At 71.8% G+C, this 22,562-nt stretch carries 24 protein-coding genes; 8 read left to right on the top strand and 16 right to left on the bottom strand.

Annotation, left to right across the window (positions count from 1 at the left end; genetic code table 11):
• Nucleotides 1-36: 36 nt before the first annotated feature.
• The 16 genes from BJF81_RS04655 to BJF81_RS21320 form a co-directional block, all read right to left on the bottom strand.
• Nucleotides 37-849, bottom strand: coding sequence for a hypothetical protein (locus BJF81_RS04655; protein WP_075957346.1), 813 nt, complete (start codon nt 847-849; stop codon nt 37-39).
• Nucleotides 850-1,423: 574 nt separating this feature from the next.
• Nucleotides 1,424-1,933, bottom strand: coding sequence for a bacterial transcriptional activator domain-containing protein (locus tag BJF81_RS04660; RefSeq protein ID WP_075957347.1), 510 nt, complete (start codon nt 1,931-1,933; stop codon nt 1,424-1,426).
• On the bottom strand, nt 1,930-4,794 hold the full coding sequence (locus tag BJF81_RS04665; protein ID WP_075957348.1) for a LysM peptidoglycan-binding domain-containing protein: 2,865 nt from the start codon (nt 4,792-4,794) through the stop codon (nt 1,930-1,932). The genes BJF81_RS04660 and BJF81_RS04665 overlap by 4 nt, the downstream gene beginning before the upstream one ends.
• Nucleotides 4,791-5,177 (bottom strand): pilus assembly protein, encoded by a 387-nt coding sequence (locus tag BJF81_RS17245; RefSeq protein ID WP_143780673.1) that lies wholly within the window; start codon nt 5,175-5,177, stop codon nt 4,791-4,793. Before BJF81_RS17245 ends, BJF81_RS04665 begins: the two co-directional genes overlap by 4 nt.
• A gap of 65 nt (nt 5,178-5,242) precedes the next feature.
• The gene (locus tag BJF81_RS04675; protein WP_075957349.1) at nt 5,243-5,683 is read right to left on the bottom strand and encodes a TadE/TadG family type IV pilus assembly protein; all 441 of its coding nucleotides are present in this window, start codon (nt 5,681-5,683) and stop codon (nt 5,243-5,245) included.
• Nucleotides 5,680-6,021, bottom strand: a complete 342-nt coding sequence (locus BJF81_RS04680) for a TadE/TadG family type IV pilus assembly protein (RefSeq protein ID WP_202817427.1) — start codon at nt 6,019-6,021, stop codon at nt 5,680-5,682. Before BJF81_RS04680 ends, BJF81_RS04675 begins: the two co-directional genes overlap by 4 nt.
• A gap of 80 nt (nt 6,022-6,101) precedes the next feature.
• Nucleotides 6,102-6,302, bottom strand: coding sequence for a hypothetical protein (locus BJF81_RS17250; RefSeq protein ID WP_143780674.1), 201 nt, complete (start codon nt 6,300-6,302; stop codon nt 6,102-6,104).
• Nucleotides 6,303-6,393: 91 nt separating this feature from the next.
• A complete protein-coding gene (locus BJF81_RS04685; RefSeq protein ID WP_075957351.1) occupies nt 6,394-7,317 on the bottom strand; it encodes a type II secretion system F family protein in 924 nt (307 codons plus the stop codon).
• Nucleotides 7,314-8,171 carry a type II secretion system F family protein gene (locus tag BJF81_RS04690; RefSeq protein ID WP_075957352.1) on the bottom strand — a complete coding sequence of 286 codons (858 nt, stop codon included), beginning with the start codon at nt 8,169-8,171 and terminating at the stop codon, nt 7,314-7,316. Before BJF81_RS04690 ends, BJF81_RS04685 begins: the two co-directional genes overlap by 4 nt.
• Nucleotides 8,168-8,839 carry an ATPase, T2SS/T4P/T4SS family gene (locus BJF81_RS19130; RefSeq protein ID WP_237770024.1) on the bottom strand — a complete coding sequence of 224 codons (672 nt, stop codon included), beginning with the start codon at nt 8,837-8,839 and terminating at the stop codon, nt 8,168-8,170. The genes BJF81_RS04690 and BJF81_RS19130 overlap by 4 nt, the downstream gene beginning before the upstream one ends.
• A gap of 940 nt (nt 8,840-9,779) precedes the next feature.
• Nucleotides 9,780-10,574 (bottom strand): hypothetical protein, encoded by a 795-nt coding sequence (locus tag BJF81_RS04700; protein WP_075957353.1) that lies wholly within the window; start codon nt 10,572-10,574, stop codon nt 9,780-9,782.
• A 1-nt stretch (nt 10,575) separates the two neighbouring features.
• Nucleotides 10,576-11,286, bottom strand: coding sequence for an SAF domain-containing protein (locus BJF81_RS04705; protein WP_083663997.1), 711 nt, complete (start codon nt 11,284-11,286; stop codon nt 10,576-10,578).
• Nucleotides 11,287-11,391: 105 nt separating this feature from the next.
• Nucleotides 11,392-11,793 carry an ATP/GTP-binding protein gene (locus BJF81_RS17255; protein ID WP_143780675.1) on the bottom strand — a complete coding sequence of 134 codons (402 nt, stop codon included), beginning with the start codon at nt 11,791-11,793 and terminating at the stop codon, nt 11,392-11,394.
• A 488-nt stretch (nt 11,794-12,281) separates the two neighbouring features.
• The gene (locus BJF81_RS04715) at nt 12,282-12,893 is read right to left on the bottom strand and encodes a hypothetical protein (protein ID WP_075957355.1); all 612 of its coding nucleotides are present in this window, start codon (nt 12,891-12,893) and stop codon (nt 12,282-12,284) included.
• Between the two features lie 253 nt (nt 12,894-13,146).
• On the bottom strand, nt 13,147-13,626 hold the full coding sequence (locus tag BJF81_RS04720; RefSeq protein WP_158068613.1) for a helix-turn-helix transcriptional regulator: 480 nt from the start codon (nt 13,624-13,626) through the stop codon (nt 13,147-13,149).
• A 116-nt stretch (nt 13,627-13,742) separates the two neighbouring features.
• Nucleotides 13,743-15,050 (bottom strand): hypothetical protein, encoded by a 1,308-nt coding sequence (locus BJF81_RS21320; protein ID WP_446740534.1) that lies wholly within the window; start codon nt 15,048-15,050, stop codon nt 13,743-13,745.
• A gap of 6 nt (nt 15,051-15,056) precedes the next feature.
• Between BJF81_RS21320 and BJF81_RS04730 the strand changes: the two genes are divergently transcribed.
• From BJF81_RS04730 to BJF81_RS04760, 8 genes are read left to right on the top strand one after another with little or no spacing between them, the layout of a single operon-like run.
• A complete protein-coding gene (locus tag BJF81_RS04730) occupies nt 15,057-15,719 on the top strand; it encodes a hypothetical protein (protein WP_075957357.1) in 663 nt (220 codons plus the stop codon).
• Nucleotides 15,712-16,692: a complex I subunit 1 family protein gene (locus BJF81_RS04735; RefSeq protein WP_237770025.1), complete on the top strand. Its 981-nt coding sequence runs from the start codon at nt 15,712-15,714 to the stop codon at nt 16,690-16,692. Before BJF81_RS04730 ends, BJF81_RS04735 begins: the two co-directional genes overlap by 8 nt.
• Nucleotides 16,693-16,694: 2 nt before the next feature.
• Complete coding sequence (locus tag BJF81_RS04740; protein ID WP_075957618.1) at nt 16,695-17,258, top strand: NADH-quinone oxidoreductase subunit J; 564 nt, start codon at nt 16,695-16,697, stop codon at nt 17,256-17,258.
• Nucleotides 17,255-17,557: an NADH-quinone oxidoreductase subunit NuoK gene (locus tag BJF81_RS04745; protein ID WP_075957358.1), complete on the top strand. Its 303-nt coding sequence runs from the start codon at nt 17,255-17,257 to the stop codon at nt 17,555-17,557. Before BJF81_RS04740 ends, BJF81_RS04745 begins: the two co-directional genes overlap by 4 nt.
• Nucleotides 17,554-19,491, top strand: coding sequence for a proton-conducting transporter transmembrane domain-containing protein (locus BJF81_RS04750; protein ID WP_075957359.1), 1,938 nt, complete (start codon nt 17,554-17,556; stop codon nt 19,489-19,491). The genes BJF81_RS04745 and BJF81_RS04750 overlap by 4 nt, the downstream gene beginning before the upstream one ends.
• 2 nt (nt 19,492-19,493) lie before the next feature.
• Nucleotides 19,494-20,984: a complex I subunit 4 family protein gene (locus BJF81_RS04755; RefSeq protein WP_075957360.1), complete on the top strand. Its 1,491-nt coding sequence runs from the start codon at nt 19,494-19,496 to the stop codon at nt 20,982-20,984.
• A gap of 15 nt (nt 20,985-20,999) precedes the next feature.
• Entirely contained in the window at nt 21,000-21,560 is a 561-nt protein-coding gene (locus BJF81_RS20255) for a proton-conducting transporter transmembrane domain-containing protein (RefSeq protein WP_269087309.1), read from the top strand.
• A 28-nt stretch (nt 21,561-21,588) separates the two neighbouring features.
• On the top strand, nt 21,589-22,404 hold the full coding sequence (locus BJF81_RS04760; RefSeq protein WP_269087310.1) for an NADH-quinone oxidoreductase subunit N: 816 nt from the start codon (nt 21,589-21,591) through the stop codon (nt 22,402-22,404).
• Nucleotides 22,405-22,562 lie beyond the last annotated feature (158 nt).

The following is a 22,562-nucleotide window of genomic DNA, read 5'->3' on the forward strand; positions in this document are numbered from 1 at the left end:
CACGCCTCCTAAAGCGCGGCAGCGAGGTCCTGGGTCTCACGCCGAGCGAACTGTTTTGGCGTAGGTGTCCTGCAGTGCCCGCAGCGCCCGCTCGGCCCGCCGGGTGACGGTCGCTCGGGACACGCTCCATTCCCTGGCCACGTCGGCAGCACTCGACCGGGCGAACAGGCCGCCCCGGCCGCGGCCACCGCGAGGGGTGTCGGCGTGCTCGGCCAGACGCAGCAGCAGGTGACAGTCGTCCTCGTCCACCACGCCGGCGCCGGTGGCGTCCTCGAGGAGCTCGTGCAGCGCGCCGATGTGGGCCGCCGCAGCACCCTGCGGTACGCACGTACCGACCGGGCGCGCGCCGACACCAAGTGCCATGAGCAGTTCGGGGTCTGCCGACGGGACCTCGGCGCGGGCCGCACGCGGATCCATCGACAACCCCAGGTCGGTCATCACCTCCCGACGCGTGTTCATCAGGACCGTCGCGGCGACCCAGATCCCTTTGGCCCAGCTGACGGTGCGGGCACTGATCCACAGCTGCGCGGCCACGAGCTCGTCGATCCGTTCGCTCAACGGCATCAAGGCATGGGCGATCCCCACCGCGCCCGGAAGAAGCAGCCACAGCAAGGCAGCCGTCGCCGCCGGGTCGTCCCCCCCGTCCGCCGCCCCCAGCTCGGCCAACGCCAGCAGAACCTCGTTCGCCTCATCCGGGGTCGCCAGCCTGACCCACCCCGGTAGCTCCAGGAGTTCGTCACAGACGCCCAGCACCGGGTGCGCGCACTGCCACTCCTTCCATCGGGCACACGCGGACACCAGCAGGTCCCCGTGCGGCTGCTCCAGACCAAGCTGCGTCGCCAGGCTCACCTCGAGCTCCTCTCGTCGTGCGATCACGACGAGAAAGGTCGCCAGACAACGCTCCCGGTTCCGTCTCTGCTAGGCCCGATCTAGCCGGTGCGCCAGAGGGGAGACGCTGTGAAACCGCAGGTCAGACCGCGTCTCTGAACGTCTCCGGAAAAGTCCGTGCGGACCCCTTGCCAATCCCGCCGGATCCCCGCACCAGCAGAAGTCGACCTGGCCGGCGACCCTGCTGGCACAGGTCCTTACGAAGGCGCTCGACCGGTGCGCCCCGGAGGAAGGACGTGACCATGAGTGACGCGGGACGAGGACAGCACGACGAGAGTGCGGAGTAGCCGCTTCCCTCCGGGAGCCATGACGGAGACAGGCGAACAGTCAGAGTGTTGTGGAGTCTGGTGCAGGCAGTCCCGACCGCCCACTGGGTGTGGGAGCGGCTACGAGAGGTCCTCTCTGCCCTCGGGGGATAGAGGAGCAGCGCCAGTGCGTGATGCGCGCTTTTATGTCCGGGCATAGAGCAACCCCCACGCGAGGGGGAGACTCCGGGGAGAGTTGCGTGGGGGTTGCTGCCTGCGGGGCCGCTAGGTCAGACGGCTTCCTTGCGGTCCTCCAGCCAACCGTGGCGATCAAGGATGCGCTGGGTACGTTCGGGCAGGTCGCCCGGTGGCAGGTCGGGGTCGTCGGTGCGGTTGCAGACGTCGGTCTGCAGCAGCCGGACCGCCTCGGCGGTGTTGCCCTCCCGTGCGGTGACCGCGACCAGGTCGAGCGTAGGGATCTCCTCGTCCGGGGCGGCGAGGAAGGCGATCTCCGCGGCCGCCCGCGCCCCGGCCAGGTCGCCGGTCTGCAGGTCGTGGGTGGCGACGATGTGGGCGACGTCGACCACCGCGCAAGTCATGTGGTGGTCGAGCCGGTCCCCCTCGAACAGCCAGGCCCAGCCGCCGCGGCGAAGCTGGTCGAAGGGGCGCCCCTGGACCAAGCGCAGCGCAGCCTTGAGGTCCTCGATGCCCTCGCCGCCGCCGCGGGCGACGGCCCGGGTACGGAGCCGGCGGAAGAGGTCGACGTCGACCAGCAGGCCGAGCACCTGGTAAACGTTCACGCCACGTTCGCGGGTGGCGGGGGCGTCCTGGACGTGCGGAATGTGCAGCTCGCCGGTGACCGGGTCGGTGCCGAGCCAGTCCCGGCACCGGCCGATGTAGTCGCGGGTCCTGGTCTCGGTGATCCCGAACGCTCGGCCGTCTGCACGGTGGTGACCCCGTGCGGATGCAGCGCCAGGTAGGCCAGCAGCTCGGTCATGTACCCCTTGCGCTCGGCCAACGGTTTGCCCCACGTCTTGGCCTGGACCGGGCCCAGCAGGCTGAGCCGGGGGACGCGGACGACCGGGTCCCACCATGCGGCCAGGTCGGCATCCAGGGTGGGGTCGGCCTGCAGCACCTGCCGGGCGACGTCGGGCTCCACGCGCGGGGCCAGCGTCGAGAGGTCCTCTGCCGTGGTGGCCGCCTCCTGCTCGTAGACCTCATCCCCCTCGGGCAGTAGCGTCGCCAGGTCCTGGTGGTCGACGGCCGCGTCCCGCCCGGCGCTGTGCTCAGGGCGAATGGCGCCGGCCTGGTCGGTCCAGCCCCGCCAGTCCTCCTCGCACTCATCGCTGTCAGGGGTGGCTACCGGCATCGGCACGTCGGCCTCGGCGTGCGACTGGGCCAGCAGCGCCGCGCACCCGGCCGCCTCGTCGGCAGTCAGGCCCACACCGACCAGGTCCAGCCCCGCGGCGGGGATACGTACCCGCCCGTCGGCGGTGGCTTCGATGTGCACCGCGGTGTCGGTAGGGGTGCCGCTGCGGACGACCACGGAAGCGCCCGTGCTCCCGGCGTGCTGGACCAGCAGCTGGCGCAGCTGGTCAGTGGCCGCAGACGCCACACCGTCGGCGCTGAGCAGGACCAGCCGGGCCGGCCAGGTGTCCTCGCCGTCCTGGCGCACCCGGGCGGTGGGCACGTCCCCCTCCCCCACCCGGTCGATCACGCCGACAACCTCGGCGACCAGGTCCTCGACGGCGCCGACGTCCGCGACGCGCACCCGGGCAGGGTTCATCGGGGCGACCTCGGAGGCGATACCGACGCAGTCCAGCCGGACCCCGGCCGACCACGGGTTCACCGCGACCTCCGCAGCCAGGTAGCGGGCCAGGTCGTCCACATACTCGTCCTGCCCGGTCAGGGCCACCTCCAGGTCCTCCAGGTTCAGCAACCACGCCGACCCGTCGTCCCCGGCGCCGATGGAGACCAGCAGCGGGAACGGTGCAGGAGCGTCCTGCTCGAGCGGGCCGATCTGCTCCACCGGCGTGCCAGCGGGCAGGAACCAGTGCTGCCCGTCCCCGGTGTCCTCCCACGGGGCTCCCAGGTCGGCCGGTTCGGACAGGTGCAGCCACAGGCCGTCACCGGCCAGCTGAACGGCCGCCACGGCCGGGACGGGGGCCCCGGTTGCAGCGCAGGCACCACCGAGGCGACGCAGGGCCTGGTCCAGCTGTTCCAGGGTGGGAGCCGCCGACCGGCCGCGGGTCTGGATCGTCTTCTCCACGGGGGCCAGGACCGGGTCGGGCGAGGCGAGGGCACGTCCGGGGCGGCGGGTCCGGAACCGGGAACGGCGGCGCAAGGTGAGCGCGAGGAACAGCGCCCCTCCCAGCAGGGCCCCGGACCCGACGATGCCCTCCAGCAGCCAGGCCGGTGGGGTGTCCTCAACAACGTCCCCGGCAGCGTCTCTGTCGTCTCCCCCAGCGTCTCTGCCGTCTCCAGCAGCGTCTCTGCCATGCCCGGCAGCATCCCCACCGACGACGGTAGGACCGACGTCTCCACCAGTGTCGGGTCCGGCCTGCGCGGCGCTGTCGACGATGGAGCTGGCGCCCGCGGCGGCACCCAGGGTGACGCCTGACCGGGCGGCCGCGCCACCTGCCGGGCTCGCCTCGGCGGGCTGCTCCGGCTCGGCTGCGTCGTCAGGGGTGTCTGGCTGGGCCCCCAGGGCGGTGCCGACGCCGGCGGTAGTCCGTGCACCCGCGGTGGTCGGCGCCGACCGTTCCTGCTCCTGGCCCCCGGCCGAGTCGGGCAGGTCCAGGCGCCAGCCGGGATAGATCAGGTCGGGGTCGCTCAGGCGTCGCCCGTCCGGCTGGACGGTGCCGGTGGAGGCCTCGTAGATCTCTGGCCACCGGTCGGCCTCGCCCAGGTGCTCGGCGGCCAGGCCGCTGAGGGTGTCGCCGGTCTGCACCACCACCTCCTGCTCCTGGCCGGCCTGCTCGCCGGTGCCTGTCCCGGCTTCGGTCGCGGGGAGCTGCAGCACCATGCCGGGGGTGACCCAGTCGGCGCCACCGGCCAGGCGCTCGGGGTTGAGGTCGACGATGCGGTGGTAGTCGTGCCCGGACCCCAGGTGCTGGGCGGCGATGGACCACAGGGTGTCCCCAGGGCGCACCACGTAGGGGTTCGTGGGCTCCTGCTCGGTGGTGGTTGCAGGAGTCGCCGTGACCGGGGCAGGGGCCGTGTCGGCTGCGGTTGTCACTGGGGCGGAAGCAACCGCCGGCGCGGTGACCGGGCCGGGGGCCGCCGTGGCCTCCGGAACGGTCCCGCCGGGGGCGGCGATGAACAGGGCCAGCGCGGCCACAACCAGGGGTCGCATGCCGGACTGGGGCAGGGACAGGGCCGGCAGCCTCGGAGCTCGGACGCCGCGCAGCGCCGAGACGGCCTCGACGACGATGCTCAGGCTCAGGGCGGCCCAGACCACCCAGCCGAGCAGCTTGGCCCCGGTCAGGGCCAGGGTGCCGTCGTCGGGGCTCAACAGGGCGTCGCGGACCTCCTCCAGGCTGGGGAGGGTCTCCGGCAGCGGATTCCCGCCCAGGGCCAGCAACAAGGCGGGCAGTCCCACCAGGATGCCGGCCAGGACGACCAGGGCGCCCAGGCCGATGAGGCGTTGACGCAGCTTCATTGCTCCACTCCTCCCACGGATCGGGTGATCCGTGCCTGCGCCGTGCCGGTGGCACTCAGGCTTCCCACGCCGATGATCGACAGGAACTTGGTCGGGTAGACCGAGGTGACGTCGACGCTGATGCTGGCCGGGCCGGTCACGGACGCCGAACCGGTGACTCCGGTGCTGGAAAGGTAGGCCTGCGCGGCCGCTGCGGCCTGGCCGGGGTCGGCCACCGCCCCCAGGCCGCGGACCCCGGTGGGCGTCTGCACCTGCTGGCCCCCGACGCGGGCGGCCTCACGGGCGGTGGCGCGGGCCTCCTGCATGGCGTGCAGGTGCCCGGAGACGTCCACCGCAAGCCCGACCATGATCAGGAACGAGGCCGCGATGACGATGACGAACATCCCCACTGAACCGCGCTCTGTCTGCTCCCGCAGGCCAGCCCTCACCCTGTTCGTGGTCATCGCGTTCACCCCTGCCTCGAGCGGTAGGTGTCGATCGGGGAAGACATCGTGGCCTCCAGGGTTCGGTTGCCAGGGATTCCTGGGAATGCCAGATCGGACATGTCGACCTGGCACGACACGGTCGCGGTCACCAGCCCTGGTGTGCCGGGGTCCTGCGCGAAGGCGCTGGTGTCCACCGACACCGACCGGGTCGCGCAGCGCACGTCCTGGTTGGCCAACGACGCCGACGCTGCCCCGGTCGCAGAACCGGACGCCTCCCCGGCCGACCGGGCGATCGAGGCGGCCCGGGCCGCCTCGGCGGCCGCGGCCTGCACGGACTGCTGGGCCAGGGCGTACCGGCCGGCGAAGAACACCGCCAGGACGAAGAACAGCAGGACCGGGCCCAGGACCACCATCTCCACCGACACCGACCCCCGGTCGAACCCGTCCCTGCGCGCGCGGATCATCCGGTGATCCTCTCGGTCGGGAAGCTGGCCGACTGGGCCACCGACGGGTTCAGGAAAGGGATCAGGCTCTGCGCCTGCCCGGTGACGGTCACCGTCGCGGTCGTGGCCGACCGCGACCCGGTGACGGCGGGGTCGATCACGACGCCACTGCCGGCATCGGCGATGAACGAGGTGGCTGCGGAGATCCCGGCACCGGCCGAGGAGCTCTCCGCGGCGGCGACGCGCGCACCCTCGGTGGCCGCGCCCAGGGCGACCGCGCGGGCGTGGAACCACAGGCCGCCCTGCACCATGCTGAACAGCAGCAGGAACACCAGCGGCAGCAGGACGACGACCTCCACCGAGCTCGAACCACGGTCCCGGGGCGTGGCACCCAGAACACGCACCCGTCCCCGGGGACGTGGTTCGAGTCGGCGGGTCATCAGCTCAGGCCACCCAGCTTGCCGGTCGCCCAGGCGGTCAGCAGGCCGACGATGACGGTGGCCAGGGCGAACAGGCCCAGGGCGATGACGACGGTCTCCACCGAGATCGACCCCCGCTCACCGCGGGAGATGATCTCCTGGCGCAGACGCCGCGGCCAGGTGAGCACCTGGGCGCTGTAGTGAAAAGTGGACTTCTTCATGGGTTTCTCCCCTTCGTGATGGTGCGGATGGTTCTTGAGTTCGTCGGATTGGTGTCCTGGCGGCAGGGTTCGCGTGGTGGTGCCGTGTCGGTCAGCTCCCCACCATGCGCAGGACCTGGGGGGTGATGAGGATGAGCAGGAAGATCATCCCGAGCAGGGTCATCGGCAGGGTCATCCGTTCGCTGACCTCGTTGGCGCGGGTCTTCTGCGCGGACAGGATCGCCGAGCGCATGCTGGCCGCTCGGGCCTTCAGCTGGGGGTAGACCCGTCCACCGTCCTCACCGGCCAGGCGCATGATGTCGGCCAGCTCGTGCAGGTCGGGCATGTCGATCTCGTCGCCCAGGTGCCGCAGCGCGTCCCAGGGGGTGATCCCCGACCAGCGGGTGCGTGCCAGCTCCTCCCGCATCCGACGAAACACCCAGGAGTCCCCGACCGCGGCCGCGGCCTCCATCGACTGCCTCGGGCCTGACCCGGAGGCCATCTCCAGAGCGACCAGGTCGACGAACGCGCCCAGGGAACGGGCGAACTCGACCCGGGCGTCGCGGGCGTCGGTGACCACGTTGTAGGTCGGGACGAACCACAGCACCACGGTCAGCACGAGGGTGGCCAGGACCGGGACGTACACCGGGATGGAGAAGGAGAACATGGCCGCGGCGGACAGGACGGGGCCGGCGACCAGGCCGATGAAGGCGTACAGGATCTTCTCGCCGTAGAACCGCGCCGGGGTCATCCCCAGCACGGCCAGGTCGGCCGGTGCCACTTTGCCCCACAGGTTGGCCGGCAGGTGCCGGGCACCCCAGGCACCCAGCACATCGCGCACGTCCCGGTCCGCACCGGACCCCTTGACCTGGGGTTGGGCCAGGGCGGCGTTCTGGGCCTCCCGGGCACCGGCCGGGGAGAGCCGGGCCAGCGCCTGCCCCAGGTCGGGGTGGGACGGGACCAGCTGGAACAGCACCAGAGCCAGGCCGGCCCCGACGAGCCCGCCGGCTGCCAGCAGCAGCTGCAGCGCGGTCATGCCGCACGCTCCCGCACGGAGGTGCCGATGAAGCGCGGCATCGGCTTGCCGCGGGCCATCGTGCGCAGCCAGATCAGCATCCCGACGTACATGGCCAGGAAGGTGCCCAGCAGCACCTGCCCGACCGGGGTCCCGTAGGGGGCGATGTAGTTCCCGGACAGGGACAGGAAGACCAGCACCGACAGGGTGATACCGGTGATCAGGCGCGCGTTGCTGCGCGGCTTGGCCCGGTCGGACTCGATCTCTCGCCGGGCGCGCACGTCCTCACCCACGGACTGCGCCAGCGCACCCAGCACGGTGGCCAGGCCGCCGCCGCGGCGGCGGGCCCCCAGGGCCAGGTTGGCGGCGATCAGGTCCCCGGTCGGGTCGTCCAGGTCGTCGGCGAAGGCCCGCAGCGCGTCCTCGGTGGCCCACCGGGCCCGCAGCCGGCCTGCCAGGCGGGTCACCTCCGGTTTGATCGGCTCAGGGGTGGAGCGCAGGGACCGCAGCAGCGCCTGCTCCAGCCCGACCCCTGCCCCCAGGGTGCCCGCCACCGTGCGCACCCACTCCTCCATCGCCTCCAGCCGCTGGACCTCCCGCTGCGCAGGGGGCGCGGCCAGCAGCACCGGGACACCGGCCAGGGCCAGCGGAGCGATGACCAGGGCGATCACCCACCCGGTCAGCACCGCCACCAGAGCGCCGATGCCCAGACCGATGCCGGCCAGCATCCGGGTGCGTGGGCTCAGCCTGCTCCGACGTGTGCTGGCCCGGCGTGGCCGGGCCGGGGGTACCGGCCGGGCCGTCAGCCCTGCTCCCAGGGCGAGCAGGCCACCGGCGACCAGGGCGCCGGCGACCGCGACGAGCACGGTGCTCATGCCCCGGTCCCAACTTGTGCGTCGGTGAACCCGGCCAGGTCGAAACCGAACCGGGCCAGGTCGCGGTAGTCGTCGGGCAGGACGTGCGGGCGGGCGACCGTGGACCCGGGGTCGGCCTTGAACACGTGCGTGACCGCGTACCCGGTCTGCTTCTCCCCCAGGGCGACGGCGATGATCTCGGAGACGAAACGGGACACCTGCGCGCTCCCGTCGTCGGCCGGCAGGGTCTGCTTGGTGACGTGGACCACGACGTCGACACCGGAGGCGACCGCCCGCAGGGCGAACTCATGGGTCGCGTGCTGCCCCGACTCCATGACGCAGGTCACCAGCTTCTCCACCGCCCCGACCGCGTGGGCCGCGTGCGTGGTGGAGATGGACCCCGACCCCGACTGCATGGCCTTGAGCATCGCCGCGGCCTCCGGGCCGCGGACCTCACCGACGATCTGCCGGTTCAGGTTCATCCGGAAGCTGCCGTGCAGCGCCTGGTCCAGCGTGTACTCCCCCGCCCGTGACCCGTCCGGGCCGACCTCACCGGACCCGGGCCTGGCCTCCCAGGCGAACACGTACGGGTGCCGGTCGGGCATCTGGTGCAGGTGCAGCTCGTGCTCGGTCTCGAAGGTGCCGATGACCTCATACCGGGGGATCTCGTTGCACAACGCCCGCACCATCGTCGTCTTGCCCGCACCCTGGCGCCCGAGACCACGACCGAACGCCCCGAACGGACCACCGCGGCCAGGAACGAGGCCGCGACCGGGGTCAACGCGCCCAGGTCGACCAGGTCCTCCAGGGACACCTGGGTCAACCGGTGCCGACGGATCACCACCTGCGGCCGCGGCGTCACCCACGCCTGCGCCGCCAGCCGGGCACCCCCGTCGAGGCGCAGGTGCAGCTCGGGGTGGGACGGGGAGAACGGGCGGGCGTTCACCTCCGAACGGGAGGCCACGAAGGACAGGAAGTCCACCAGCTCCTGGTCGGAGTCCGCCACCGGCGCCGCCATGACCTGCCGGCCCCCGGTGAGCTCCACGGTGACCTGGTCGTGGCCGAAGATCATGATGTTCTCGACCTCGGGATCATCGACCAGCGGCTGCAACCGGCCCAGCCCGAACACCGCGTCGAACACCGCCCGAGACAGGGCGTTCTGCACGTCGGCGTCCCAGGCGGCCTCCCCGGCGCGGAGCCGCTCGGTGGCCTCCTGACCCAGCAGCTCGGTGATGATCGCCCGTCCCCGCTCCTGCTGGGCGCCCCGGTCGTCCTCCCCGGTGGGGGTCCCTTCCTGGGACAGGCGGTCGGCGGTCTGCTGCCGCAGGCTGGCCACCAGCTCCCAGTCCAGTCCGCCCCGAGACCAGCCGTGCCGGCCCGACCGAACCCCGTCCCTGGTCTGCAGGAGCACGACGTTGTCGCCCCGACCCTGCTCCGGGTGGGAGGCACCACGTGCGCAGGGGTGACCGGCATGCTCGCCCGTGCCCTGGGTCAGGGTGAATCCCCCGCGCCGGCGGCCACGGGACGACCCCGCGGTGGTCTCCGTGGTGGGCGGGGTGGTGAACAGCGGCAGCCCGGTCGGGTCGCAGCTGGCCGTCCCCTCGGGCTGGACGGCGTAGTTCTCGATGCTCACGAGGGCACCTCACTCAGATCGCGGGTGGTGCTCGCGACCCGTTTCCGGGCGGCGTCGTCGAGGTGCCGCAGGCTGGCCACGAGCTTGCTCGAGCCCAGCCGGCGCACCTGCGCCCCGGCGGAGAACGCGGCCGCAGCCTTCGGGTCCCAGGCCACGGATGCCAGGACCGGGGACCGGCCGCCGCACAAAGGGGCCAGGACCTTGCCGACCTCGGCCTCGCTGTAAGGCCGACCGGGGCCGACGATCACCACGCCCAGCGAGGACGACCCACCGACCTCCTCGAGCTCGGTGTGCAGGGTGGCCAGCCACGACCGCAGGGCCGACAACGACACCAGGTCGGCCCGGCACACCACCAGGGCCAGGTCCGCCCCGTGCAGCAACGGCGTGGGCGACCCGGCCAGACCCAGACGCCCCACGTCGACCAGGACGTCCTGCCCCGTGCCCTCCAACGCCTTCAACGCGGCCAGCAACGGCTCCCACAGGCCGACCAGCCCCCGCGCCTGGCTGTGCGACCGGGTACCCGGCAGAAGCCCGACCTGTGAGTCGGGCAGGGACATGGTCAGCGACGGCAGCGCCGCCCGCAGCCGGCCCTGCTGCTGGGCCGTCCAGGCCTCCAGCAGCGCGTCCGGGGGCATCATCTGCCCGCGCAGGTACCCGGCCAGCATGGACGCACCGCCGGTGGGGTCGGCGTCCACCAGCACGGTGGGCCGTCCCCGGGACAGCGCCCACCCCAGGGCGGTCGTGGTCACCCCCGGAGAGCCGGAGGCCGAGGTCAGCGTGATGACCGCCATCTCAGTCGCCCTCGCGGCTGTCCAGCACCAAGGCGGCCCGCCCCGCGGAGGCCCACTGCGCGATCCGTGCCGCGTCCTGCTCCGGGACCAGGACCGAGACCACCGTCTGCGGCGACTCCACCGAGGCAGTCACGCCGACCACCTCGGCCCCGAACACGGTGTCCGCGGACTCGAACGCCGCCGGGTCCCCGGCCTGGCCGGGGGTGGCCACCACCCGCACTCGGTCCCCCACCATCAACGGTTCCCCGGGCATCAGCCCGGACGTCAGCGCCAGACCCACCACGGACTCCCCCGCGGCGGGGACGACCTGCTCGGCGGCCGCATCCGGGGTCAGCAGCGCCCCGGCGGACAGGTCGCGGGCGGCACGCTGCCCGACGAAGGAGTCCAGGTCGCCGGCCGGCACCAGCGCCAGGGCCGGGTCCGCGGTCACCTGGACCGTCATCAGGTCCGCCGCGGTGATCGTCTCCCCCCGCATCACTGTGTCCCGCACCGCCACCGCACTCGTGGCATCGGTGTTGGACAGGTACACCCACACCGCCAGCAGGGCCCCCATCACCACCAGACCCAGACCCGCCAGGGCAAGCAACGGCCGGCGGCGCAGCTTCGGCGGCGCCGCCACCCCGCCCGTCCCTGCCACAGGTGGTGATGTGCCGGGCGGGATCGAGCCGCCGGTGCCGCCCTGACCGTCGGCCTGGTCGAACTTCTTCGCCATGTGCGTCTCTCCCCGATCTTGCTGGTCTGGCGCGGTGCTTGCGCTGTCCCGCACCGAACCCGTGACGTTGCCTGCGCTACTGGCTCAGCACCTGGGCCTCCCCCATCACGATCTGCCCCTCCTGGACCAGGTCCATCTCGATGTTCCGGACCGGCCCAGGCCGGCCCAGGTGATGACCCAGTACGAGGTCGCCGAGACCGGGTAGTGCCCCTGTGCCTCGTACCGGTGGCCGCAGTCCGGGCTGTCCATGTCACCGAACCGGTCCTCGTACGGGGTACCCGGGGTCGTGCAGACCACCGTCGTCCCGTCCCCCATGTCCCACTCGATCCGGTCCACCTCAGCGGTGGCGGTCACCGACCACGGCCCGCTGGTCGCGGTCCTGGTGATCGGCCCCCACGTCGACCCGCCCAGGTCCTGCACCCACATCCACGTCGGCAACCCCACCAGCCCGACCCGGCCCGGCCCCTGCTCGGGCACGATCCCGATCTGAATCGCCCTCAGATTCATCGACTCCACCGCCGCCCGGACCAGCTCCTCCGGGTCCGGAGGCGCACCCCACGGCGGGGACGGTGCCCACCGAGGGATCGTGTCCGCAGGGAACGGATCGGACAGGGTCACTCCCCGGGAGCACCAGAAGATCGCCCCATCGGTCCGACCGCTCCACGCCGGATCGCTCCACGGCAGCTGCGGGTCGGCGTACTTCGTCCAGCACGCCCAGTCATACGACCAGTACCAGTCGTGCACGACGCACGGGACCACACGATCCACCAGCGGGTCAGCACACACCGGCTCCTCACCACCACTGCCATCCCCAGGATCCCCAGGAACGTCTCTCGGGAGCGCCGGGTAGTCCGGCGGCGGCGGCGGAACGTAGATGAGGCACTGGCCCGTTATCGGACTGACTTCCCGACACTCTGGCTCGGCCTGGGCCGGCGCACTGGCCAGGGTGGAGACGGTGGATCCCATGATCAGCGTCAGGGTGGACCACAGGATCGCTAGCCGTCGCACGGCTCGTTCCGATTCGTGTCCTCGACGATGTACCAGCCCAACTGGGCCGAGTCGTCACGCTCCAGGACGTAGTCCTGCAGCGTTCGATCCAATCGATCCTCCGTGATGACCGAGTTACCGTCCTCGTCAACCGCTTGGACAGCCGACACGTCTAGACACGCCACCGCCTCTGCTGTCTCCCCGCCGACGGTGACCTCGCGTGCCTCGACATCCATGGTCCCGCTGAAGCTGAGCTCTTGGGCCTGTGCCGCCATCACCTCGGTGACCCATTTCTCCCGGGCAGCGTCCCGAGAAAACGGATAGATACCTTCGATCGATTCATCGCCGTTGAAGGCGTCGCTCAACGCGACTGTGTAGAGCTGCAGCGTCTCCTCGATGTCAGCCTCGTCCTGCTCCTCTGCCGACAGCTCCGGCGGCGCACTGGCGGTCTGGGCGTCGTCGGCCGGCGCTTCGGTCGTCGCGACGGGTTCCGCGGTGGTTGGCGCCGCTGTGCTGGGCGCCGGCGTGGTGCTGCCAGCGCCGGGGGCATCGGAACAGCCAGTGAGGGCCAGCATCCCCACTGCGACCAGGCTCGCCAGTCTTATCCGGGTGCTCGACATACCTCGGCCTCCTTCCATGCCAACCAAAGCGGCCAACCTGCGGTCTGGGTCTCACGCCCTGACAAGTTGGCACATTACCGCTAGTCCCTGACGACCAACCGCCATTTCCAGAAGCTGTGGATAACGTGCAGCAACTGACCGGCGACCCCCTCTAGACCTTGGGCGATCTCGAGCCTAGAGGCCGGACCCAGCCCCGCCGAGGGTTCTTACCAAACCTTTACCCGAGTCCGCCCGACCACGGCGCCTGCTCAGATCAGGGCCGCTCGCCCGTAGCACTGCGAGCCCTCATCAGCGCCGCTTCGACCTGTGCGGGATCGACGTCTAGAGCACGGGCTAGCGCGCGAACGACATCCGCGCCTGGCACTCTGACGAAGTCCCCGCTCTCCCACCGTCGCAACGTCGACGACGACGTGCTGGCGATATCGGCGAGTTCTCTGAGAGTCATGCCTCGGACGACACGCAACTCGCGCAGCGTTCCGCCCTCTCTCCCATCGACTGCAAGAAGCTCGATGGGATCAACGCCCAGCACCTCTGCGACTCGAAGCAGCGTGCTAGGACGAGGCGTTGCGACGCCTCGTTCCCAGGCCGAGATGGCAGCAGCGCCCTGCACCCCGACCTTGAACGAGAGCGCATGCTGCGACATGCCCTTACGGAGCCGCAGTTCTCGTAGGTGACCTGTGTCCATACGTGGGCGGGCGTACGGGACGTGATTGGTCTCGCTCAAGTCGCCCACACCTTGAATATAGATGCGTGCCCACCGGCACATGGCGGATCGGGACTGCTGTACCTATAGGTGACATCTGGCTGACTATGGCCCGGGTCGACAGATGCTCGACCCCGGGGCAGGATCTAGGGCGCCGAAGGGAGATCCATGTACCTGGGTGTCGTGGTGATGGCCGTTGCCGCGGTCGTGCCCGTCCTTGCGCTGTATGCCCTCCACCGGAGAACGGCGGTGACGCCGGATCTCTTGGAGGTGCTTCCGTTCGAGTCAGGCTGGATCCCGGAGCAGCACGCGCTGTCCAGGTACCACGTGCGGTGGTACCTGACGACGCTAGTCTTCCTGGCCTTCGACGTCGAAATGCTCTTCATGTACCCCTGGGCCGTCGTCGTTGCCGAGATCGGGACCACGGCGGTCGTCGAGATGTTTCTGTTTCTGGCCGCGCTGTTCGTCGCCGTCCTGTGGGCATGGCGGGAAGGCGCGCTGCGATGGGTCTGAGCCACGCAAGCCTGGCTCTCGCTGCCCGGCACGCGCACGCCCTGGTGGTCGAGGTTCCAGGGTGGGCGCGCACGCGGATGCTCGTCGAGGGTGCGGTCGTCGGGCGCGGATGGCAGCTCGCGCCGTCCCCTGCAGATGCGGACGTCCTCATCGTGTGCGGCACGCCCGGACCACGGTTTTGCGAGGCCGTCGACCTCGTGTGGCAGCAGATGCCGGGGCCGCGGGTGCGCGTGCAGGCCCGGGGGCACAACGACGTCGTCGCCGTGCTCGACGACGCGCACGCCCTCCTCCTTGACCGCGTTCGCCACCGGCAGGATGCGGAGAACCGCCCAGGAGCAGACGACCTGCTCAGAGGCAGACGGCACGACGCGACGGCCGGGCACGACCGCGGTGGACACGACGACCACCCTGCGCAGGGTGACGCCGATGAAACGGTTCGTGGACAAGCTGAACACCGAGGCCATGCCGGTCACGAGGGTCCTGCACAGGAGACGGAATCTCTTCCGACGGGAGGAGGGGCGGAGACGACCCGCCCCGAGACGGGAGAGCAGCAGCAACATTCCGAGGGGCACGGAGCTCGCCATGCCGGCGGCGTCGACACAGAGCAGCATGACTCTGACACCCGGGAACACCACCACAGGCACCAAGGCCACGACACCGGCGATGCCCCCCAGGACCGCCGCGGGCACGAGGCTCACGACGGGCACCACGACGACAACAGGCACCATGACCATGGTGGAGGCGGTGCGGACGGCGGACACGCCCACCCTGAGCAGCACGCCGGACACGGCGGACACGCCGACCATGAGCAGCACGCCGGACACGGCGGACACGCCGACCATGAGCAGCACGCCGGACACGGCGGACACGCCGACCATGAGCAGCACGCCGGGCACGGCGGACACGCCGACCATGAGCAGCACGCCGGGCACGGCGGCCACGCGGGCATGGACATGGCTCCGGGCGGGCTTCCCCTGGCCGAGGGTGGTGGGGACCGGGACGGTCTGGAGATGGACGTCCTGGAGGTCCGGCTGGGCCCGGTGCTCCCTCACTGGCCTGCGGGCCTGGTGCTGCACTGCTCGCTGCAGGGGGACCTCGTGACGCAGGCCCGTGCTGAGGTGTTCGGCGCCGGAGACCAGGGCGGGGACGAGGCCGACGCGCGGGCACGCGGGCTCGACAACCTCGTCTCCGTGCTCGCGCTGGCCGGATGGGACGATGCGGCGGCCCAGGCCAGACGGATCCGGGACGCGGCACTGGAGACTGGCGGCGGGCCTTCGGACCCGGGCGTCGGACGGCTCCGCCGCCGGGTGCGTCGTTCGTGGGCGCTGCGCTGGTCGTTGCGGGGGCTGCGCCCGCTGACCGAGGAGGAGGTCCGCCACCACGGGCTGCCCGTGGACGTCGTGGGTGACACCTACGACCGCTTGCTTCGCATGGTGGACCGCGCGGCCGGCGGGGAACGGCGGCACGACGTCCGCCCAGCCGTCTGGACCGACCACCTGGCGCAGCTGGTCGTCGGACTGGATCTGGCAGCAGCGCGTCTGGTCCTGGCCAGCCTCGACGTGCACGGGCTGCGGGCCGGCCAGGCCGAGCACGAGGTGTCCCATGGTTGACCCGATCGCGATGCCGAACGTCGCAGGATCGGACTCGCCGGTCGTCACGGTGGCGCCCGGCTGGGCGTTCGCCGCGGTCACCGTTCTCGGGGCCCTCGTCGTGGTCGCCGCGGTGCTCGACGGTGCCCTCTCCGCACGTTCCAGCGGCGGGCCGGGCGGTGCACCCGGCGGAGCTGCCCGGCCCTTCGGCGAGGCCGCCCGGCTGATGCGGCAACGGCGTCGCACCACGGTGCAGGCCGACAGCCTGCTCTGGCGCATCGGTGGTGCGGGGCTGCTCGTCACGGCCGCGCTGATGGTGGCGGTCGTGCCGCTGGGCCGGTGGACGATCTTCGACCTGGACGTGGGCGTCATGTGGTTCAACGCCATGGACGTCATGGTCTGGGCCTTGGTGTGGTTGACCGGGTGGGGCGCCAACTCGGCGCACTCGCTGGTCGGGGGCTACCGGTTCCTGGCCCACGGACTCGGTTACGAGCTGCCCCTGATGTTCGCTCTGGTCGCCCCGGCGATCGCCGCGGAGAGCCTGAACGTGGGCAGGGTCGCCGCGGCCCAGGACGGGCTGTGGTTCGTGGTGTGGATGCCGGTGGCCTTCCTGGTCTACCTGCTCGGGGTCGCGGCCTTCTCGGTGGGGGGGCCGTTCGCCCCGGCGCTGGGCAGCGACGTCGCCGGCGGCGTGCGGGCAGAGCTGTCCGGTGTGGACCGGCTGGTGTTCGAGACCGGCCGCTACGCCCTGCTGGCGGCCGGTGCGGCGTTCGCGGTCCCGATGTTCCTCGGCGGAGGTGCCGGTCCGCTGCTGCCGGACTGGGCCTGGGTGCTGGTCAAGACGGTGACCGTGCTCTCGCTGCTGGTCTGGTTGCGTCGGCGGTTGCCGGCCTTCCGGCCGGACACGTTCATGGAGGTGGGGTGGCTGGTGCTGCTTCCGGCCGTGCTGGTGCAGGACCTGCTGGTGGCCGTCGTCGCCGTATGGAGGTCCTGACCGTGCTCGCAGACATCGCCTTCTGGGGCCTCGGGCTGGTCGCGGTCCTCAGCGGCGCCGCGGTCTTCTACGTCGACTCGATGGCCCGGGCCACGTACGCCCTGGCGCTGTCCTTCGTCGCGGTGGGCCTGCAGGTGCTGTTCCTGCAGCAGAACTACGTGGGCGTGGTGACGATCCTGATGATGGTCATGGAGATGGCGGTCATGGCCGTGTACATGGTCATGTTCATGGGGATGAACCCCGCCCTGATGCCGATGAGCATGGTGCACAGCAACAGGACCGCCGCCGCGGCGGCGGTCCTCACGTTCCTGGTGCTGGCGGCGGGCGTCCTGCTGGTGGACTGGCCCACCCGTCGGGGGAGCCCACCGCCGGACGTCACTGTGGCGCTCGGCGAGGCGCTGATGGGCCCGAAGATGCTCGTGATGGCCGTGATCAGCCCGGTCATGGTGGCCACCATCGTGGCCGGGGTCGTACTGGCGGCTCACCGCACCCGGTACGACCGGTTCGGCGACGACCTGAGGCGGCCCACCCCCGACGACCCCCAGCCCGGAGGTGTGGGCCGATGACCCTGGAGGCGACCCTGCTCATCGCCGCGGCGATCTTCTCCGTCGGTCTGTACGGCGCGATCTCCCAGCAGGTCGTCGTCATGGTGATGATGGGCCTGGAGCTGATGATCAACGCGGTCATCCTGGCCGCCGCTGGGTTCTGGTGGTTCCTGGCTCCGGCCCCCACCGGGCAGGTCCTGCTCCTGGTGATCATCGCCGCGATGACCCTGGAGATGGCGATGGGCTTCGCGGTCGCCACCCTGCTGCACCGTGAACGGCAGGCCGACATGACCGACATGGCCACGGACCTGTCCCGATGAACCAGACCACGGCCCAGGCCGCGCTGTGGCTGCTCGTGCTGCTGCCCGCGGTCGTCGGTGGCGCGCTGGCACTCTCGCGGCTCGAGCGTGCGGTGGTGCCCACATCCCTGGCCACGGCCGGCCTCACCGCCGCCCTGTCGGCGATCGTCGCCGTGGCCCGACCGCAGGTGTCGGTGCCGTTCATGGCCGGCAGCGACCTGGCCCTGGGCGTGGACGCCCTGTCGGCCCTGGTCGTGCCGACCGTGGCGGTCGTCACCCTGCTGGTGCTGCTGTTCTCCGCCGGTGAGATCCGGCGGTCGCGGGCACGGTTCCACGGGCTCATGCTGCTCTTCGCCTCCAGCGCGCTCATGACCGCGACCGCGCAGACGCTGCCCGCTCTGCTGTTCGCCTGGGAGGTCATGGGTGCGACGTCGTTCGCGCTGATCGGGTTCTGGTGGCGCGAGCAGCACCGGGTCTCCGCCGGGATCACCGCGTTCGTGACCACCCGCGGAGCCGACGTCGGTCTCTACCTCGCGGCCGGGGCCGCCCTCGCCGGTGGCGGCGGGCTGGCGCTGGCCGACCTGTCGGGCAGCAGCGAGGGGTGGCGGCACGTGGTGGCGGCCGGTGTCCTGGTCGCGGCGCTGGGCAAGGCGGCCCAGCTGCCGTTCTCGTTCTGGCTGTCCCGGGCGATGGAGGGCCCGAGCCCGGTCAGTGCGCTGCTGCACTCGGCCGCGATGGTCGCCATGGGCGGCTACCTGCTGCTGCGGACCGAACCGTTGCTCACCTCCACCGGCTGGGCCGCGCCGGCCGCGGCCTGGATCGGCGCGCTGACCGCGTTGCTGCTCGGAGTCGTGGCCCTGGCCCAGCAGGATCTCAAGCAGCTGCTCGCCGCCTCCACCTCGGCCCAGCTGGGGTTTGTGGTGATGGGTGCCGGGCTGGCCTCGGTCGGCGCAGGCGCGGCACACCTGGTGGCGCACGCCGCGACCAAGGCGCTGCTGTTCCTGGCCGCCGGGGCCTGGCTCACGGCGCTGGGCACCAAGCACCTGAGCGGCCTGCGCGGGGTCGCCCGGCGCTGGCCGCTGGTGGGCTGGGCCAGCACGCTCGGCGTGCTGTCGTTGGCCGGGGTCGCGCCCCTGGCCCTGTGGGCGACCAAGGACGCGGTCCTGGCCGCGGCTCTGGCGCAGTCGCCGTGGTTGTACGCGGTCGGCCTGGCCGCCGCCGCCCTGTCGGCGGCCTACGCCGGCAAGATCCTGGTCGCGGTGTGGCGGAGAGTCCCTGCCGCGGAGCGCGCCCTGGTCGAGGGGCACCTGGACGAGGAGGAGCCGGGCACCGGGCACGTCGGAGCGCTCGAACGCGCACCGATGGTCCTGCTCGCCCTGGGTGCGCTGGTGCTGGGCCTGCTCGCGCTGCCGCCGGTGGGCGACACGCTCTCCCGCGCTCTCGGGGAAGAACCTCTGCACCCCACCCTGCTGGAGATGCTGGCCTCGGCGGGGATCGCGCTGGCCGTGCTCGCGCTCCTCTGGTGGCGACCTGCACCGCAGCCCCGGTGGGCGCGCGGCTGGCTCGGTCTGGAACCGGCGACGCGGACCGTCGTCGTCCTGCCGACCCTGGCGCTGGCCCAGGTGCTGGCCCGCTTCGACGACCGGGTCCTGGACCGGGTCGTGACCGGGGCTGCCTCGGGCGCCCTGGGCCTGGCGCGCCGGGCGGCGAGGTTCGACGACCGGGTGCTCGACGGTGCGGTCGAGCTCAGTTCCGGGGCGACCGTGGAGGCGGCGCAGCGGGCCGGCCGGGCGGACGACCGCTGGTTCGACGGCGCCGCGGAGGAGCTCGCGGCAGGGGTGCGCCAGCTCGGTCGGATGGCACGTCGCCCGCAGAGCGGGCAGCTGCACCACTACTACGTCCAGGCCGTCGCGGTCCTCGCGGTCGGCGTCCTGCTCCTGCTCGCGGTGAGGTGAACGTGCTCAGTCTGATCGTCTTCCTGCCCATGGCCGCCGCGCTGGCCCTGATGGCCCTGTCACGCCTGGGCGACGGTGCTGCACGGTGGGTCTGGGTGGTCGTCGCCGCCGGCGACCTGGCGCTCGTCGCTGCGCTGTGGCTGACCTACGAGCCACCGGTGGCGGGTCGGCTCGCGTTCGAGGAGCGGGCCGAGTGGATCCCCGGGGTGAACAGCAGCTACCACGTCGGGGTGGACGGGCTGTCCCTGCCTCTGGTGGCGATGACGGCGGTGATCTTCCTGGCCTGCGCGGTCTTCGCGCTCCGCAGCAGCGACCGGCCCCGGACCCAGGCGGCGCTGTTCCTGTTCCTGCAGAGCGTGAGCCTGGGGCTCTTCGTCGCCGCCGACCTGATCCTGTTCTTCCTCTTCTTCGACCTGTCCATCGTCGGCATGTACTTCGTGATCGCCGGTTGGGGCCACGGCGAGGCCGGCCGGTCGGCGATGAAGTTCTTCCTCTACACCTTCCTGGGCTCCCTGGCCCTGCTCGCCGGTTTCATCGGGCTCTACATCGCCGCCGACCCGCACACGTTCGACATGGTGGAGCTGGCCGAGCAGACCCCGCTGGAGGGGTCGTCGCTGGCCGGGGGGCTGGTCCTGGCCGCGATCCTGGTCGGGCTGGCCGTCAAGACGCCCACGGTGCCGTTCCACACCTGGCTGCCCCCGGCGCACACCGACGCACCGGCCATCGGCTCGGCCGTCCTGGCCGGCGTCCTGCTGAAGATGGGCACCTACGGATTCGTGCGGATCGCGATGCCGATGCTGCCCGAGGCCTGGCGGGCCTCGGCCTGGGCGGTCGTCGTGGTCGGGATCGTGTCGGTCGTGTACGGCGCCCTGGTGGCGCTGGCCCAGACGGACTTCAAGCGTATGGTCGCCTACACCTCGGTCAACCACATGGGCTACGTCGTCCTGGCCGTCGGCGCCGCCGGGATCGTCGCCGACGACACCACGCAGGCGCGGTCCGTGGCGGTCACCGGCGCCGTCACCCAGATGGTCAGCCACGGCCTGATCACCGCTGCCCTGTTCCTCCTCGCGGGGGTGATGTGGGACCGGGCCGGCACCTACGACATGGCCTCCTACGGAGGTCTGGCCGGTCCTGCCCCCAGGCTCGCGACCCTGTTCGCCGTCGGTGCGTTCGCCTCGCTCGGCCTGCCCGGCCTGTCGGGTTTCATCGCCGAGTTCCAGATCTTCACCGGCAGCATCGCCGCGGCACCGGTCACCGCGGTCGCGCTGGTGGGCATCCTCATCACCGCCGCGCTGTTCCTGCGGGCGCTGCAGCGCATCTTCACCGGTCCGACGAGGGGCGTCTCCGCCGGCTTCGGCGACCTGCGTCCCGCCGAGCTGTGGGCCATCGCTCCGCTGCTGGCACTCTCGCTGCTCATCGGTGTCCTCCCCCGCCCGCTGCTCGAGGTGATCGAGCCCGCGGCGCAGGTCCTCGTCCAGCTCGTCGGGAGGTAGGCCGCGGTGGAGTCCATGGCCATGCGGCCGGCCCTGCTCGCACCGGAGATCGTGCTGTTCCTCGGCGGGCTCGCGGTGCTGATGGGCGGGTCCTTCCTGCCGCGGACCCGACAGTGGCTCACCCGTGTCGTCGCCGCGGCCGTCCTGCTCGTGGCGGCCACCCTGGCCGCCCTCGACCTGCCCGGCCCGGCGCAGGTGGCGATGGAAGGCACCTTCACGGTCGACACCACCACCGGGGTCGCCCGGATCGTCGCCGCGCTCGGCACCCTCGTCGTGCTGGCGCTGGCCTCCGACGAGATCGCCGGCACACCCCGGGAGAGCGAGACCTACGCGCTGCTGCTGTTCTCGACCACCGGCACCCTGATCCTGGCCGGGGCGGACGACCTGCTCGTCGTGACCGTCGGGTTCCTGCTGGCCAGCGTCCCCCTCTACGGCCTGATCGGGATCGCGCGCACGCCCCTGGGCGCCGAGGCGGCGATGAAGACCTACCTGCTGGGTGCCCTGTTCGGCATCCTCCTGCTGGCCGGGGTCACGCTGCTCTACGGTGTGTCAGCCACCACGCCTACGCCGAGCTGAGCGACCGGCTAGCTGACGCGCGGCAGGCGTGGTCGCCGCCGGCGTCGTGGCGGTGCTGGGTGGGTTGCTGTTCAAGGCCGGAGGCGCCCCAGGACACTTCTGGGTCCCCGACGCGGCGCAGGGTGCCGGCGGAGCGGTCGCGGCATTCCTCACCACCGTGCCCAAGATCGGCGCGGTGATCGCCGCCTACCGGCTCGTCGCGATGCTTCCCGACACCCTCGCCTGGCCGTTGCTGGTCGCGCTGCTGGCCGTGACCAGCATGACGCTGGGAAACCTCGCCGCCTACTGGCAGAGCGACCCCCGGCGACTGCTGGGCTGGTCCACCGTCAGCCAGGTGGGCTACCTGTTCGTGCCGGTCGCGGTCGCCGGACGCAGCGACCTCGCGCTGCCCTCGCTGCTGCTCTACCTGACCGGTTACACCGTCACCAACCTCTCCGCGTTCGCCGTCACCACCGCCCTCCCGCGACGGCGCGAGCTGCGCTCCTACCGGGGCATGGGCAGAGCCCATCCGTGGCTCGCCGCAGCCCTGGTCGTGGCGCTCCTCGGACTCGTCGGCACCCCACCCACCGTGGTCTTCGTCGGCAAGCTGACCACCACCGCCGCGGCCTGGGACGCCGGGTACGCCTGGCTGGCCGTCCTCGTCCTCGTCAACACCGTCGTCAGCCTCTTCTACTACCTGCGCTGGATCGCGCCCCTCTACACCCGCCCCGAGACACCGGAGCAGCACCAGGAGGACGCCGGCACACCCGGCCGTTGGTCACGCACCACCGCGATCGCGACCGCAGCCCTGAGTCTCCTCCTCGGCATCGGGTCCGGAGCCCTCTGGGCCTCCTTCTCCCCGTGAACCGCCCCTGCGCACCTCGAGCCCGGCAGCTGGGACGCCGGACGGTGCGAGGCCGACGGCTCGACGAGCGGATCCCACGGCCCCCTCGCCCCGCACGGGCCGGTTCCGGTCGCGACCGGTTCGCCCCGGGCCTACCGTCGGACGTGGCCGGCTCCCAG

Origin of the sequence: Ornithinimicrobium sp. CNJ-824 (genome assembly GCF_001942405.1) — a bacterium.
GTDB classification, from domain to species: Bacteria; Actinomycetota; Actinomycetes; order Actinomycetales; family Dermatophilaceae; genus Ornithinicoccus; species Ornithinicoccus kibberensis.

Excerpts from the sequence above, each read along its gene's own strand:
- BJF81_RS04665 (WP_075957348.1), bottom strand. The coding sequence starts at position 4,794 with ATGAAGCTGCGTCAACGCCTCATCGGCCTGGGCGCCCTGGTCGTCCTG.
- BJF81_RS17245 (WP_143780673.1), bottom strand. The coding sequence starts at position 5,177 with ATGTTCGTCATCGTCATCGCGGCCTCGTTCCTGATCATGGTCGGGCTT.
- BJF81_RS04675 (WP_075957349.1), bottom strand. The coding sequence starts at position 5,683 with ATGATCCGCGCGCGCAGGGACGGGTTCGACCGGGGGTCGGTGTCGGTG.
- BJF81_RS17250 (WP_143780674.1), bottom strand. The coding sequence starts at position 6,302 with ATGAAGAAGTCCACTTTTCACTACAGCGCCCAGGTGCTCACCTGGCCG.
- BJF81_RS04685 (WP_075957351.1), bottom strand. The coding sequence starts at position 7,317 with ATGACCGCGCTGCAGCTGCTGCTGGCAGCCGGCGGGCTCGTCGGGGCC.
- BJF81_RS04690 (WP_075957352.1), bottom strand. The coding sequence starts at position 8,171 with ATGAGCACCGTGCTCGTCGCGGTCGCCGGCGCCCTGGTCGCCGGTGGC.
- BJF81_RS19130 (WP_237770024.1), bottom strand. The coding sequence starts at position 8,839 with ATGGTGCGGGCGTTGTGCAACGAGATCCCCCGGTATGAGGTCATCGGC.
- BJF81_RS04700 (WP_075957353.1), bottom strand. The coding sequence starts at position 10,574 with ATGGCGGTCATCACGCTGACCTCGGCCTCCGGCTCTCCGGGGGTGACC.
- BJF81_RS04705 (WP_083663997.1), bottom strand. The coding sequence starts at position 11,286 with ATGGCGAAGAAGTTCGACCAGGCCGACGGTCAGGGCGGCACCGGCGGC.
- BJF81_RS17255 (WP_143780675.1), bottom strand. The coding sequence starts at position 11,793 with ATGAATCTGAGGGCGATTCAGATCGGGATCGTGCCCGAGCAGGGGCCG.
- BJF81_RS04715 (WP_075957355.1), bottom strand. The coding sequence starts at position 12,893 with ATGTCGAGCACCCGGATAAGACTGGCGAGCCTGGTCGCAGTGGGGATG.
- BJF81_RS04730 (WP_075957357.1), top strand. The coding sequence starts at position 15,057 with ATGGACATGGCTCCGGGCGGGCTTCCCCTGGCCGAGGGTGGTGGGGAC.
- BJF81_RS04735 (WP_237770025.1), top strand. The coding sequence starts at position 15,712 with ATGGTTGACCCGATCGCGATGCCGAACGTCGCAGGATCGGACTCGCCG.
- BJF81_RS04745 (WP_075957358.1), top strand. The coding sequence starts at position 17,255 with ATGACCCTGGAGGCGACCCTGCTCATCGCCGCGGCGATCTTCTCCGTC.
- BJF81_RS04750 (WP_075957359.1), top strand. The coding sequence starts at position 17,554 with ATGAACCAGACCACGGCCCAGGCCGCGCTGTGGCTGCTCGTGCTGCTG.
- BJF81_RS20255 (WP_269087309.1), top strand. The coding sequence starts at position 21,000 with ATGGCCATGCGGCCGGCCCTGCTCGCACCGGAGATCGTGCTGTTCCTC.